This window comes from Thermohalobaculum sp., from assembly GCF_058622915.1.
Genome location: NZ_JBZSYN010000179.1, coordinates 1 through 13,257 on the forward strand (window position 1 = coordinate 1; position 13,257 = coordinate 13,257).

A 13,257-nucleotide genomic window follows, 5' to 3' on the forward strand; every position below is an offset into this window, starting at 1 on the left:
GCGCCGACGCGGTGATCCGCCACGCCGACCTCACCGCGCTCTTGTATCTGCAGGGCTATACGGAGGCCGAGTTTCAGGGCGACTGAGCCCGCGCCACTGACGATCTTGTGACTGGACCGGAGGTGTGCGGCGGGTATCCTCGCCGGGCATAAGATGCCGCATCGGCGCGCCGTTAACTCTTACAGGTCCTATATAAGACATAGAGGAATTTTGGCGCATCGCGGCGGCACAAATGCCCGGCACTGATCTGGTTGGGCACCCGGTCCGTAACCATATTGTCGGGCAACGAGGCAAGAACCGGAGGTGCCCTTGCGACTGATCCGAAAACCGCGCTGGCAGATCCCCGAGAGCGAGGTGACGCCCGAGCACGTGTTCTGGAGCCGCCGCCGGGTGCTCGCCGCGGGCGGCGGGCTGGTCGCGGCCGGGGCCCTCGGCGCCACGGTCCTCGGCGGCTCGCCGCTGGCGCCCGAATCGGCCGCCGCCGCGACGCGGCCCGGCGGGCCGGGCACGCCCTTCAACCCGGTGCCGCCCACCAACCCGGCCTATGCCGATGCCGGACGGGCGATCACGCCGGAGGCGCTGAACAGCACCTACAACAATTTCTACGAGTTCGGCTCGCAAAAGCGCATCTACGACGCCGCGCAGGCGCTCGACACCAAGGGCTGGACGGTCAAGGTCGACGGCATGGTCGAGAAGCCCTTCGTGACCAGCATCGACGACCTGCTCGCCAAGGTCGACCTCGAGGAGCGCGTCTATCGACACCGCTGCGTCGAGGCGTGGTCCATGGTGGTGCCTTGGGTCGGCTTCCCGTTTCGCAAGTTCGTCGCCATGGCGAAGCCGCTCTCGGGCGCGAAATACGTCGAGTTCCACACCTTCATGAACCCCAAGATCGCGCATGGGCAGCGCCAGAGCTGGTATCCCTGGCCCTATACCGAGGGCCTGACCATGGCGGAGGCGAACAACGAGCTGCCGCTGCTGGTGGTCGGCGCCTACGGCAAGGTGCTGTTGCAGCAGTTCGGCGCGCCGATGCGCCTGCACCTGCCCTGGAAGTACGGCTTCAAGTCGATCAAGTCGATCACGCACGTGACCTTCACCGACAAGCAGCCGGTGAGCTTCTGGGAGGCTTTGCAGCCGAACGAGTACGGCTTCTGGGCCAACGTCAACCCCGCGGTGCCCCACCCGCGCTGGAGCCAGGCGACCGAGCGGGTGCTCGGCACCGACAAGCGCATCCCGACCGTGAAGTTCAACGGCTACGGCGACGAGGTGGCGAAGCTCTATGCCGGGCTCGAGGCGAAGTACGGCGACCGGCTCTATCGCTGAGCCGGGCCGTCCGGCGGGCCGCTCGATCCGGCCTCAGCGCCCCTTCCACACCGGTTCGCGCTTCTCGGCGAAGGCGCGGGCGCCCTCGAGCTGGTCGTCCGAGGAATAGAGCACGTCGATGCTGCGGAACTGGCGCCTTGCGATGCGGTTGAGCGCGTCCTGGAACTTCATGTCCTCGGCCTCGCGCACCACCTCCTTGATCGCGGCGTAGACCAGCGGCGGGCCGGATTCGAGCAGGCGGGCGAGCGCCCAGGCCGTCTCGCGCAGATCGCCGGGCTTGGTGATCTCGCGGATCAGGCCCCAGTGCTTCGCCTCCTCGGCGTCGAACCAGCGGCCCGTCATGAGCAGGTCCATCGCCACGTGGTAGGGAATGCGCTTGGGCAGCTTGAGCGAGGCGGCATCGGCAATGGTGCCCGAGCGGATCTCGGGCAGGGCGAAGGTCGCGGTCTCGGCGGCCAGGATCAGGTCGCACGAGAGCGCGAGCTCGAGCCCGCCGCCGCAGCAGATGCCGTTCACGGCGCAGATGATCGGCTTGTTCAGATGCGGCAGCTCCTGGATGCCGCCGAAGCCGCCCACCCCGTAGTCGCCGTCCACCGCGTCGCCCGCGGCCGCCGCCTTGAGGTCCCAGCCGGGGCAGAAAAACTTCTCCCCCTCGGCGCGCAGGATGGCGACGCGCAAGCCGTCATCGTCGCGGAAGGCGCGGAAGGTCTCGCCCATCAGGCGCGAGGTCTTGAGGTCGATGGCATTCGCCTTCGGCCGGTCGAGCGTGACCTCGAGGACATGGCCCTCGCGGCGGGTCTTGATGGGGGTGTCGGTCATCTCATGCTTCCCTCAGCCGGATCAGTGCGTCCGCCGCCACGGCGCCGTCGGGCGTGACGATCAGCGGGTTGATGTCGAGCTCGGCGAGCCGGCCCTCCATCGCGGTCACGTAAGACTGCAGCGCCATGCAGGCGGCGACCACCGCCTCGATATCGGCGCGGGGCCGGCCGCGATAGCCGGCCAGCAGCGGCGCGGTCTTCAGGCCGGCGATGGCGGCGCGGATGTCCTCCTCGCGCGCCGGGATCATCAGGGTCGCGGTGTCGGCCAGAAGCTCGGCCAGGATCCCGCCCGCCCCGATGGTCAGCGTGTAGCCGTGGGCTGCGTCGCGCACGACGCCGAGGATCAGCTCGGCGACGCCGCCCTCGACCATGCGCTCCACGAGCCAGCCGCGGGCGCCCTCCATGCCGCGCGCGGCGGCGGCGACCGCGTCGGTCGAGGCGAGGCCAAGGCGCACGGCCCCGGCCTCGGTCTTGTGCGCGATGCCCAAGCCCTTGAGCGCCACGGGCAGGCCGATGCGTCCGGCGACGGCGGCGGCCTCCTCGGGCGTCGCTGCGTTGGCGCCCCGGGGCACGGGCACGCCGTGGCGGGCGAGCGCCGCCTTGGCCTCCGCCTCGTCGAGCACGCGGGCCGGCGCGGCGCCGTCGGTACCCAGCAGCACCGGTGCCGGCAGATCCCGCGCCCAGCCTTGAGCAATGGCGGCGGCGGCCTCGGCGGCGGCCAGCGCCTCGTCGAGGCCGTGCAGCGGGGCGAGGCCCGCTTCCATCAGGTCGGCGGCGCGGTGCTCGGGCAGGTTCTCGGGCAGCGAAGCGACCACGGCGACGTTGGCCCCGGTCTGCGCCTTGGCCGTGGCGATGGCGCTGACGGCGCCCTGCCAGCTCGCGTCCGAGCAGCGGTCGAGGCGGGGAAAGTCGAGCACCAGCATCGACAGGTCGAAGCCGCAGCCGATCATGGCGGCGAAGGTGGCCGTCATGGCCGGCGCGTCGTTCCAGATGAAGGTGTGGTAGTCGAGCGGGTTGGCGACCGTGACCAGCTCGCCCAGCGTGGCCTTGACGCGGGCGCGCTCGGCCGCGTCGAGCGCGCGGAAGGTCAGCTTGCGCCCGACGGCCGCGTCGGCCATCAGGCTGGCCTCGCCGCCCGAGCACGACAGCGAGGCGATCGAGCGCCCGGGCAGCGGCCCGACGACGTGCAGCAGCTTCAGCGTCTCGAGGAACTCGGGGATCGAGCGCAGGACCGGCACGTTCATGCGCTCGAGGAAGGCGCGTGCCGCGGCGTCCGCCCCGGTCAGCGAGGCGGTGTGGGAGACGCTCGCCGCCCGTGCCTGCGCCGAGCGGCCGATCTTGAGCGCCACGACGGGCTTGCCGAGCGCGCGCGCCTTCGCCGCCATGTCCTCGAACGCGCGCACCTCGCCCACGCCCTCGATGTGCAGGCCGACGGCGCTGACGCGCGGGTCGTCCATCACCGCCATGGCCATCTCGGCGAGGCCGGTCTGCGCCTGGTTGCCGGCGGCGACCACATAGGCGATGGGCAGGCCGCGGCGCTGCATGGTCATGTTGATCAGGATGTTCGAGGACTGGGTGAGGATCGCCACGCCCCGGTCCACGCGCGCGCCGCCGTGCTGGTCGGGCCACAGCGGCGCGCCGTCGAGATAGTTGATCAGCCCGTAGCAGTTCGGCCCCAGAATCGGCATGTCGCCGGCGGCCTCGACCAGGCGGGCCTGCAGGTCGGCGCCGCCCTGGGCCTCGCCCTCGGCCTCCCTGAATCCGGAGGCGAAGCACACCGCGCCGCCGGCGCCGCGCCGGGCGAGGTCACGCACGATCTCGATCGTCTGGCGGCGATTGACGGCGATGAAGCTGGCGTCGGGGGGCTGGGGCAGCGCGTCGGCGCTTTGGTAGCAGGGCAGGCCGTGCATCTCGGGCCGCGTCGGGTGCACCGGCCAGACGGCGCCGGCAAAGCCCATCTTGAGGCACTGCTCCACCGCGTTCGGCCCCCAGGCGCCGCCGCCGAAGACGGCGATGGAGCGCGGGCGGAACAGGCGCGCGAGGTCGCGGGGCATCTAGGCGCCCTTGTCCGGGTCGACCTTGCCCCGGTCGCCCTCGCTCCGGTTGCCCTTGTCCCGGTCGATGTGGCCGAGGTCGCGGTCCGGGTCGATGCGGTCGCGCAGCATCTGCTTGAGCTGCTTGACATCGGGAAAGCCGCCGTCGCGCTTGCGCTCCCACAAAAGCGCACCGTCGAGGCGGATCTCGAACACGCCGCCGGTGCCCGGCACCAGCGCCACCGAGCCGAGATCGGTGCCGAAGGTCGAGAGCAGCTCCTGCGCCATCCACGCCGAGCGCAGCATCCAGTTGCACTGGGTGCAGTAGGTGATGGTCACCGCGGGCCTGGCCATCTCACGCCCCGAGCGGCCGCAGGAGCTCGCGGCCGATGATGTGGCGCTGGATCTCGGAGGTGCCGTCCCAGATGCGCTCGACCCGGGCGTCGCGCCAGAAGCGCGCCAGCGGCAGGTCGTCCATCAGCCCCATGCCGCCGTATATCTGGATCGCGGCGTCGGTGACGCGGGCCAGCATCTCGGTGGCATAGAGCTTGGCCGAGGCGATCTCGCGGTTGGCGGTGAGCCCCTGGTCGAGCCGCCAGGCCGAGGCCAGGGTGAGGAAATCGGCGGCGTCGATCTCGGTGATCATGTCGGCGAGCTGGAAGCTGATGCCCTGGAAGCGGCCGATCGGCTGGCCGAACTGGCGGCGCGAGGCGGCGTGGTCCACGGCATAATCGAACACCCGCCGTGCCCTGCCGACCGACATGGTGGCGACCGTGATACGGGTGGCGTAGAGCCACTCGTTCATCACCTCGAAGCCGCGGTCGACTTCGCCGAGCACCTGGGCGTCGGGCAGCCGGCAGTCGTCGAACTCGAGGATCATGTTCCTGTAGCCGCGGTGGCTGACCGAGTTGTAGCCCGGCCGGATGGTGAAGCCGGGCGTGCCGCGGTCGACCAGGAAGGTGGTGATCTTCTTCCTGGTCGGGCCGCCCGCCGTCTGCTCCTCACCGGTGGCGACGAAGACGATGACGAAGTCGGCGTGGTCGGCGCCGGAGATAAAATGCTTGGTGCCGTTGACGACCCAGTCACCTCCCTGGCGCCGGGCGGCGCACTTCATGCCGCGGATGTCGGAGCCGGCATCGGGCTCGGTCATGGCCAGCGCGTCCATGCGCTCGCCGCGCACGGCGGGCAGCAGGTAGCGCTCGCGCTGCGCGCCGACGCAGGCCATCAGGATGTTCTGCGGCCGGCCGAAGAAATGCGTCAGCGCCATCGCGCCGCGGCCGAGCTCGCGCTCGACCAGGGCGAACTCGAGGTGGCTCAGCCCGGCGCCGCCGACCTCTTCGGGGAAGTTGCAGGCGTAGAAGCCGAGCTCCAGGGTCTTGCGCTTGATCTCGGCGGCCACCTCGGGCGGCACCTCGCCTGTGCGCTCGACCGCCTCCTCGTGCGGGTAGATCTCGTTCTCGACGAAGCTGCGCACCGTCGAGACGATCATCTCCTGTTCCTCGCTCAGGCCGAAATGCATCCTGGCCTCCTGCTCAGTCGCTGTGGCCGGGTCCCGGCCTCGAGCCGGGACCTCCCCGGGCCCCGGGTCAGGCCCGGGGCAGTGGGCCTTTGCTCGCTCACCGCTTCTGCCCCACTGCGCGGCCCACCCCATCGGGCGCGGGCAGCTTCGCATGCAGCGCCGCGATCTGGGCGAGCTTGGCGGCCACCGCCGGCGCCGGCTCGCAGGCGGTGCGGGTCGCCAGGTCGACGTGGATCAGCATGTACTCGCCGGTGGCCAGGAGCCGCCCGTCGCCGTGATGGAGGCGGTGGAACAGATGCATCTTCTTGCCCGCGCCAGCCAGCACCTGGGTCTCGACATGCACCGGCTCGAGCGCGCGCACCTCGTCGAGGAAGCGGATATGCGCCTCGGCGGTGAAGTAGCTCAGTCCCCCGGCGATGTAATCCGCGTCGGCCCCGATCAGCCGCATGAGGCCGTCCGAGGCGTCGGAGAAGAGCTGGCCGTAGCGCGACTCGTTCATGTGCTGGTTGTAGTCGGTCCAGTCGGGCGGCACCTGCCGCGCGACGGTGCGGACGGGCTTCGAGAGGTCGGGCTCGGCCCGGGCCGCACCCTGCGCGAACAGCTTGCGCTCGTAGGCTGCGAGCACCTTGCCCGCGCCCCAGTCATTGGCCTTCAACGCCTGCATGATTGCGATCAGGTTGTCGTCGCGGATGCGCTCGAGCTCGCGGATCGAATGCATGCCCGACTGCGCGTCGGACTGGCTGGCGATGGCGTCGATCAGCTCTTCGGTCAGCTCTGGCACGTCCATCAGTTTGGTCCAGGGCCAGGCCAGCGCCGGGCCGAACTGGGCGATGAAGTGGCGCATGCCGGCCTCGCCGCCGGCGACGCGGTAGGTCTCGAACAGCCCCATCTGCGCCCAGCGGAGCCCGAAGCCGAAGCGGATGGCGTCGTCGATCTCTTGCGTGGTGGCGATGCCGTCCCTGATCAGCCACAGCCCCTCGCGCCACACGGCTTCGAGGAAGCGGTCGGCGATGAAGGCGTCTATCTCCTTCCTCACCTTGAGCGGCTTCATGCCGAGCCACTCGTAGAGGGCCATGGCGCAGTCGACGACGGCCGCATTGGTGCGGGCGCCGGCGACGACCTCGACCAGCGGCAACAGGTAGACCGGGTTGAACGGGTGGGCGACGATCAGGCGCTCGGGCTGCGCCAGCGGCGCCTGCAGGTCGCTCGGCTTGTAGCCCGAGGTGGACGAGGCGATGATGCCCTCGGCGTTCGCCGCCTCGATCTCGGCATAGACCCGGTGCTTGAGCTCGATGCGCTCGGGCACCGCCTCCACGACCAGCTCGGCTCCCGCGACCGCCTCGGCGACGGAGCCGGCGAGCCGCCAGGCGGCCTTCCGGCCCCGCGGCGCCAGGGTCAGCCTGGCATAGGCCCGGTCGGCATTGGCCAGCACGTCGCCGAGCTTGCGGGCGGCCTCGGGGTCGGGGTCGTAGACCGCGACCTCGACGCCGTTCTCGATCAGGCGGGCGAGCCAGCCGCCGCCGATGACGCCGCCGCCGATGACGGCGGCTTTCCGAATGGTGGTCATTTGGATTTCTCGATTTGCGCAAGTCCGCGCGTGTTGATCTCGCTTATCGCCCCGTCAAGCAGGCGCACAGCCACTTCGCTCTCCCAGCCGGCACCCGATACAGAACCGCGGATGGAATCGAGCGCATCGACGACATCGCCATAGGTCAGAAAGCCGAGGCGAATGCGCGCCGCCATTTCGACGATGGATTCGGCATCGACCGGCACTTGCCCAATTCCGATACGTTCGGGGATATGCTGTACAGCTTCTGCAAGTCGGTCCGAAACGGAGGTTTCTTGGCCGTCGCACCACAGTTTCCGCCAGGATTCCCGCCCGATGTAAATCAGCGCGTGATGCCGTTGCGCCGGCCCTATCTGCTCTGCCTTGGCGTGAAGATATAGGTACTTCGCGAGCTGGTTCGGCGACGTTTTGGCGTCGACCTTCATCTCCATCGTGACGAAATGCCGGCCGCCATCGAAAGCGAAGTCCGGTTGCGTCGAATTCACTGGCAAATCGTAACGGGGCTCAAAATCACTTCCGACAACATAGTAGCTGTCGAGCCAAGATTCGCCGATCGCCCGCTCCGTCAGTTTTGCGATGAGCAGATTTGGGCCAATTGCGAACAGGATTCGCAAAATATGGTTTAGAGGCTCCTCGGTCCGACCGAGGTGCCGCCGAACATTCTCCCAACCTCCGTGCGATCTGTCGGGATCAGGCACGCGCCCGAACTTTCGCGGGTCCCAATAGAACCACGCACAGACGTCATAGAAGAAGCTGGGCCAAGGTGCCCGGTCGTCGGCCACTTCCAATCCTCCTAGGCCGCCCGCGGCGCCCGCTTGGTCAGCTTCAGGCGCTCGCGGACCTCGGCGGGGCCGATCACCCGGGCGCCCATGCGCTCGACGATGCCGACCGCGCGGTCGACCAGCTGGGCGTTGGTCGCCAGCACGCCTTTCTCGAGATAGAGATTGTCCTCGAGCCCGACGCGCACATTGCCGCCCGCAAGCACGGCGGCGGCGGCGTAGGGCATCTCGTTGCGCCCGAGCGAAAACGCCGACCAGTGCCAGTCGGCCGGCACGTTGTTGACCATCGCCAGGAAGGTGTTCAGGTCGTCGGGAGCGCCCCAGGGCACGCCCATGCAAAGCTGGACCAGGGCCGGGGCCTCGATGACGCCCTCCTTCACCAGCTCCTTGGCGAACCAAAGGTGGCCGGTGTCGAAGGCCTCGATCTCGGGGCGCACGCCGAGCTCGGTCATCATGCGGCCCATGGCGCGCAGCATGCCCGGCGTGTTGGTCATCACGTAGTCGGCCTCGGCGAAGTTCATGGTGCCGCAGTCGAGCGTGCAGATCTCGGGCAGGCAGGCGGCGACGTGGGCGACGCGGTCGGCCGCGCCGATCATGTCGGTGCCGGGGCCCGGCGGCAGCGGCGTCTCGGTGCCGCCCAGCACCAGGTCGCCACCCATGCCGGCGGTCAGGTTCAGCACCACGTCCACGTCCGCGGCGCGGATGCGCTCGGTGACCTCGCGGTAAAGCGCCACGTCGCGGGCGGGCTTGCCGGTCTGAGGGTCGCGCACATGGCAGTGCACGATCGCCGCGCCGGCCTTGGCCGCATCGATGGCGCTCGCGGCAATCTCGCGGGGCGAGCGCGGCACGTTGGCCGAGCGGTCCTGCGTGCCGCCCGAACCGGTGACGGCGCAGGTGATGAAGACGTCGCGGTTCATGGCGAGCGGCATGGTTTCCTCCGGTGATCTCCGTTCGGCGGCGACCTTGCGCCGCTCGGCGTGCCAATGCTTTGCCGTTTCGGAGTAAAACTGTGCTAGAAACGAAGATATGTTCGCCCCGGACCCGAATCCGCTGGAGATCGAGGTGCTGGTCATCCCCGGCGCCACGCTGATTCTGGTCGCCGCGGTGATCGAGCCCCTGCGCGCCGCGAACCGCATCCTCGGCCGCACGCAGTTCCGCTGGACCGTCACCACGCCCGACGGCGCCGCGGTGCCGACGCGGGCGGGCGTCCCCGTGCCGGCGGCGCGCGCCTTCGACCCGCTGGCCTCGGCCGCGCCGCTGGTGGTGGTGGCGAGCTACGAGATCGCCCGGCAGATGACGCCGGGCCTGGTGCGCCGGCTGGGCCGGGCCGGGCGGGCGCGCCCTGCGATCGGCGGCGTGGAGTCGGGCGCCTGGGTGGTGGCGCGCGCGGGGCTTCTGACCGGGCGGCGGGCCACCGCGCACTGGGAGGACATCGAGGACTTCGCCGCCGCCTTCCCTGACATCGCCGTGGTGCCGCAGCGCTTCGTCATCGACGGCAACCGCTTCACCTCGGGCGGCGCCGGGCCGACGCTCGACCTGATGCTCGAGGTGATCCGGGCGCGGCTGGGCTATCCCTTGTCGCTCGAGGTCGCCAAGCTGTTCACCTACGAGCCCTCGGGGCGCGTCGATCAGGCCCCGGCGCTGACGCTGGCGCGCCCGCGCGAGCCGCACCTGGCGCGCGCCGTCACCGCGATGGAGGCCAATCTCGACGTGCCCTGGCCGATCGCGCGCATCGCACGCGCCGCGGGCGTGAGTGCGCGCCACCTGCAAACGCTTTTCCGCGCCAGTCTCGGGGTCTCGCCATACGCGCACTACCAGGCGCTGAGACTCAACCGCGCCCGGCGGCTCTTGCTCGAGACGCGCATGCCGGCGCTCGAGATCGCGGCGCTTTCGGGGTTTGCCTCGCCGGCCGGCTTCGCCCGCGCCTATCGGCGCCGCCACGGCGAGAGCCCGCGCCAGACGCGGGCCAGGGCGCGAGACTGACGACGCCGGGCTAGCCCCGGCCGCGCTCCAGCGCCGAGGGGGCGACGCCCAGCTCGCGGCGAAAGGCCGCCGAGAAGGCGCTGGCGCTGCGGTAGCCGCTGTGCGCGGCGACCAGCGAGACCGGGACCCCGGCGACGATCTCCTCGACCGCGTTGCGCAGCCGCGCGCGCCGGCGCCAGGTGCCGAAGCTCATGCCCAGCTCGCGCTCGAACAGCCGCGCCAGCGTGCGGGCCGAGGCGCCGGCGGTCTCGGCCCAGCCCTCCAGCGTCAGCGTCGCCGAGGGGTCGGCCACCAGCGCGGCGCAAAGCCGGGCGAGGCGGACATCGCGCGGCATCGGCACGCCGAGGGCGAGCCGCGGGGCGCGGCCGATCTCGCTGAGGATGAGCCGGGCCAGCGCGCCGCCGCGGCCGGCCTCGTCGTAGAGCACGGGTTCGCGCATCAGCGCCAGAACTAGGCTGCGCAACAGCTCGGGGACCTCGAGCACGCTGGGCGCGCGCGGCAGGTCCGCCGCCGCGCCGGGCGCGATGTAGAGCGTGCGCATCTCCAGATCTCCGCCGATGGCGATGGCATGGGTGACGCCCGCGGGCATGTAGACGGCGCGGTCGGGCGGCACGGTCCAGCCGGCCGTCTGCGTGCGCACGCGCATGATGCCGCGCACGGCGTAGAGGAACTGGTCGCGCTCGTGTGCGTGCGGCGCGATGGTGTCGCCGTCGGCGAAGCTCTTGGCCATGGCGGCCACCGGGCGCGGCACGCGCTGGTAGTCGCGCGGATCGGTGCTGCGCCGTGCGGGGCCGTGCGTGTCGGGCCTGGTCGATGCCATGCCGGCGATTGTCCGGGAATCGATAATCTTTGGCAAGACAGCGTTATTCTGCCAAGGCTAAGCATGGCGCGTCACAGGGGTCGAAGGGGGCCAAGGGGCGACGAGCGATGATCACACGCGACCGCGCGCATTTCCTGCTGCTAAACCTCGGGCACTTCCTCGACCACCTGTTCATGCTGGTGTTCGCCACCGTCGCGGCGCTGGCGCTGACGCGCGAGTGGGGCGTGGGCTATGCCGAGCTGCTGGCCTATGCCACGCCGGGCTTCGTCGCCTTCGGCGTCTTCGCCCTGCCGGCGGGCTGGCTCGCCGACCGCTGGACCCGCGACGGCATGATGGTGGTCTATTTCGTCGGCATCGGGCTGTCCGCGATCGCCACCGCTTTCGCCGTGACGCCGTGGCAGATCGGGCTGGGGCTGTTCGTCATCGGCGTCTTCGCCGCGATCTATCACCCGGTGGGGCTGGCCATCGTCACCATGCGCTGGAAGAACACCGGCATGCGCATCGCCATGAACGGGGTGTGGGGCAACCTCGGCGTCGCCGGCGCGGCGCTGATCACCGGCTGGCTGATCGACAACGCCGGCTGGCGCATGGCCTTCGCGGCGCCCGGCGCGGTCTCGGTGGCGCTGGGGCTGGCTTACGCCGCGCTGCGCCGCGAGGGCATCCGCGAGGAGCGCACCGCGCCCAGGCCCGTAGCCCACCCGCGCGCGGCCGTCGACGCGGCGCGCCGCGCCCAGATCCTGCGCGTCTCGGCCATCGTGTTCCTGACCACGGCGGTGGCCTCGCTGATCTTCCAGTCCACCACCTTCGCGCTGCCCAAGATCTTCGCCGAGCGCCTGACCGGGCTGGCCGCCGCGCTGGCGCGCGACGCGGGCAGCCTGGCGCCCGGCCAGGCCGAGACGGCCACCGCCATCGGCACGCTCGCCTTTTTGGTCTTCGCCGTGGCCTCGCTGGCGCAGGTGGTGGTGGGCGCGCTGCTCGACCGGCTCGGGCCCAGGCGCGTCTTCATGGGCGTGGCGGTGCTGCAGATCGGCTTCTTCGCCGCCATGCCGGGCCTGCGCGACACGCCGGCCTTCCTGGTCGCGATCGGCTTCATGCTGGGCGCCTTCGGCCAGATCCCGATCAACGACTACATGATCGGCAAGATGGCGAGCGGCCCGTTCCGCGCGCAAATCTACGGCATGCGCTACGTGGTCAGCTTCTCCGCGCTCGCCGCCTCGCTGCCGCTGATCGCCCTGGTCTACGAGAGCTGGGGCTTCGACGTGCTGTTCCGCATCCTCGCCGCCGCCGCCCTGGTGATCTTCGCCGCCGTGGTGTGCCTGCCCCGCCGCCTGCCGGTGCCCGAGCCCGCCCCGGCCTGAGTGGGGCCGCGCTCAGCACAGGACCGCGGGCCAGTAGGCGCCGTTCGCCGGGCCCGACGGCGCGGTGTCCATCAGCGTCATCGGCTGCATCACCCTCAGCCCGCTTTCCAGGCACCAGCGGAACAGCTCGCCATTGCCCGTCGGGATCAGGATGCCCGGCCCGACGAACTCCTCGGCCGAGGCGATCAGCGCCTTGATGTCGTCGTTGCCGCGCCCCGCGCCGTGCCCGATGAAGCCGATGCCGGTGGTGTAGCCGGTGATGGTGCCGTCGCTTTCCACCACCCTGGCCATGCCCTGGGCGATGGCATTGGCCAGCTCGCCGGCGCGGTCGAAGCCGTGCACCTCGCGACACAGCGCGTTGCACGCCGCGGCGTCGGCCTCGCGCGCCGGGCGCACCGCGCGCCCGGGGATCTTCGCCCGCACCGGCCCGCCGGCGACGTTGGACAAAAGCTCGGTGGCGACGAAGCCGAGCTTTGCATAGAGCGCCAGCGAGCGGTTGTGATAGCCCGACTGCACCAGCTGCTGGCGCGTGTGGCCCTGCGCCGCGAGCAGCGCCATGCCGTGGCGCATCAGCTGCCGGCCGATGCTGCGGTCCTGAGCCCCCGGCTCGACGGTGAGCGCGCTGATGCCGCCCACCACCGAGCGGCGCGAGACGAAGATCGAGCCGACGATGCGGCCCGCCTCCTCGGCGACGGCAGCCGACATGCCCGGCGCCTCGAACAGCATGGCGAGCAGGCCGCCGGCAGCCTCGGCATTGGGGAAGTCGGGCGGGAAATTGTGCTTTGTCGCGATGCCCCGGAAGGCGTCGTACATCACCTGGCCGCAGGCGGCGAGATCGTCGGCCCGGGCGGGGCGTATCTGCGTGCTGTGTGTCTGCGTGGTCATCGTGCTCTCCCCGGCGGTCGGCCCCGGGAACGTGAGGACTGCCCGGGCCGCCGCGCATCAGGGCGCGGCGCTCCGGCGGGCGGCGGTGATCGGGAGGATCGCGTCCCAACCGGCCATCGCGGCCCGAGAGTCGCGAGAGCGCCGGCGTCCGGGTGCAAATCTACGCCGTTCCGGC

12 protein-coding genes are annotated in these 13,257 nt (G+C 70.7%); 3 read left to right on the forward strand and 9 right to left on the reverse strand.

Going from position 1 to position 13,257, the window contains the following annotated elements; all coding sequences use genetic code 11:
* Positions 1–309: 309 nt before the first annotated feature.
* On the forward strand, positions 310–1,320 hold the full coding sequence (msrP, locus tag AC32QD_RS13625) for a protein-methionine-sulfoxide reductase catalytic subunit MsrP (protein ID WP_492011050.1): 1,011 nt from the start codon (positions 310–312) through the stop codon (positions 1,318–1,320).
* A 33-nt stretch (positions 1,321–1,353) separates the two neighbouring features.
* Here msrP and AC32QD_RS13630 read toward each other — a convergent pair whose 3' ends face one another.
* From AC32QD_RS13630 to bcoG, 7 genes are all read right to left on the reverse strand, one after another.
* Positions 1,354–2,139 (reverse strand): carnitinyl-CoA dehydratase, encoded by a 786-nt coding sequence (locus tag AC32QD_RS13630; protein ID WP_492011051.1) that lies wholly within the window; start codon positions 2,137–2,139, stop codon positions 1,354–1,356.
* A 1-nt stretch (position 2,140) separates the two neighbouring features.
* Positions 2,141–4,192 (reverse strand): acetate--CoA ligase family protein, encoded by a 2,052-nt coding sequence (locus AC32QD_RS13635; RefSeq protein ID WP_492011052.1) that lies wholly within the window; start codon positions 4,190–4,192, stop codon positions 2,141–2,143.
* On the reverse strand, positions 4,193–4,525 hold the full coding sequence (locus tag AC32QD_RS13640; protein WP_492011053.1) for an Rdx family protein: 333 nt from the start codon (positions 4,523–4,525) through the stop codon (positions 4,193–4,195).
* Between the two features lies 1 nt (position 4,526).
* A complete protein-coding gene (locus AC32QD_RS13645) occupies positions 4,527–5,690 on the reverse strand; it encodes an acyl-CoA dehydrogenase family protein (protein ID WP_492011054.1) in 1,164 nt (387 codons plus the stop codon).
* A 97-nt stretch (positions 5,691–5,787) separates the two neighbouring features.
* Positions 5,788–7,257: a carnitine 3-dehydrogenase gene (locus AC32QD_RS13650; RefSeq protein ID WP_492011055.1), complete on the reverse strand. Its 1,470-nt coding sequence runs from the start codon at positions 7,255–7,257 to the stop codon at positions 5,788–5,790.
* Entirely contained in the window at positions 7,254–8,039 is a 786-nt protein-coding gene (locus AC32QD_RS13655) for a hypothetical protein (protein WP_492011056.1), read from the reverse strand. The genes AC32QD_RS13650 and AC32QD_RS13655 overlap by 4 nt, the downstream gene beginning before the upstream one ends.
* An 11-nt stretch (positions 8,040–8,050) precedes the next feature.
* Positions 8,051–8,965, reverse strand: coding sequence for a 3-dehydrocarnitine:acetyl-CoA trimethylamine transferase BcoG (bcoG, locus tag AC32QD_RS13660; RefSeq protein ID WP_492011057.1), 915 nt, complete (start codon positions 8,963–8,965; stop codon positions 8,051–8,053).
* A gap of 97 nt (positions 8,966–9,062) precedes the next feature.
* Between bcoG and AC32QD_RS13665 the strand changes: the two genes are divergently transcribed.
* The gene (locus AC32QD_RS13665; protein ID WP_492011058.1) at positions 9,063–10,019 is read left to right on the forward strand and encodes a GlxA family transcriptional regulator; all 957 of its coding nucleotides are present in this window, start codon (positions 9,063–9,065) and stop codon (positions 10,017–10,019) included.
* A 10-nt stretch (positions 10,020–10,029) separates the two neighbouring features.
* On the opposite strand, the gene AC32QD_RS13670 is transcribed toward AC32QD_RS13665, so the two are convergent.
* Positions 10,030–10,839, reverse strand: coding sequence for an AraC family transcriptional regulator (locus tag AC32QD_RS13670; protein WP_492011059.1), 810 nt, complete (start codon positions 10,837–10,839; stop codon positions 10,030–10,032).
* Positions 10,840–10,946: 107 nt separating this feature from the next.
* Between AC32QD_RS13670 and AC32QD_RS13675 the strand changes: the two genes are divergently transcribed.
* The gene (locus AC32QD_RS13675; protein WP_492011060.1) at positions 10,947–12,197 is read left to right on the forward strand and encodes an MFS transporter; all 1,251 of its coding nucleotides are present in this window, start codon (positions 10,947–10,949) and stop codon (positions 12,195–12,197) included.
* Positions 12,198–12,209: 12 nt separating this feature from the next.
* Here the strand turns inward: AC32QD_RS13675 and AC32QD_RS13680 are convergent, their stop codons facing one another.
* Positions 12,210–13,082, reverse strand: coding sequence for a GNAT family N-acetyltransferase (locus AC32QD_RS13680; RefSeq protein ID WP_492011061.1), 873 nt, complete (start codon positions 13,080–13,082; stop codon positions 12,210–12,212).
* Positions 13,083–13,257 lie beyond the last annotated feature (175 nt).

Coding starts and splice junctions, on each gene's coding strand:
- AC32QD_RS13675 (WP_492011060.1), top strand. CDS start 10,947: ATGATCACACGCGACCGCGCGCATTTCCTGCTGCTAAACCTCGGGCAC.
- AC32QD_RS13635 (WP_492011052.1), bottom strand. CDS start 4,192: ATGCCCCGCGACCTCGCGCGCCTGTTCCGCCCGCGCTCCATCGCCGTC.
- bcoG (WP_492011057.1), bottom strand. CDS start 8,965: ATGCCGCTCGCCATGAACCGCGACGTCTTCATCACCTGCGCCGTCACC.
- AC32QD_RS13645 (WP_492011054.1), bottom strand. CDS start 5,690: ATGCATTTCGGCCTGAGCGAGGAACAGGAGATGATCGTCTCGACGGTG.
- AC32QD_RS13665 (WP_492011058.1), top strand. CDS start 9,063: ATGTTCGCCCCGGACCCGAATCCGCTGGAGATCGAGGTGCTGGTCATC.
- AC32QD_RS13630 (WP_492011051.1), bottom strand. CDS start 2,139: ATGACCGACACCCCCATCAAGACCCGCCGCGAGGGCCATGTCCTCGAG.
- AC32QD_RS13680 (WP_492011061.1), bottom strand. CDS start 13,082: ATGACCACGCAGACACACAGCACGCAGATACGCCCCGCCCGGGCCGAC.
- AC32QD_RS13640 (WP_492011053.1), bottom strand. CDS start 4,525: ATGGCCAGGCCCGCGGTGACCATCACCTACTGCACCCAGTGCAACTGG.
- AC32QD_RS13670 (WP_492011059.1), bottom strand. CDS start 10,839: ATGGCATCGACCAGGCCCGACACGCACGGCCCCGCACGGCGCAGCACC.
- AC32QD_RS13650 (WP_492011055.1), bottom strand. CDS start 7,257: ATGACCACCATTCGGAAAGCCGCCGTCATCGGCGGCGGCGTCATCGGC.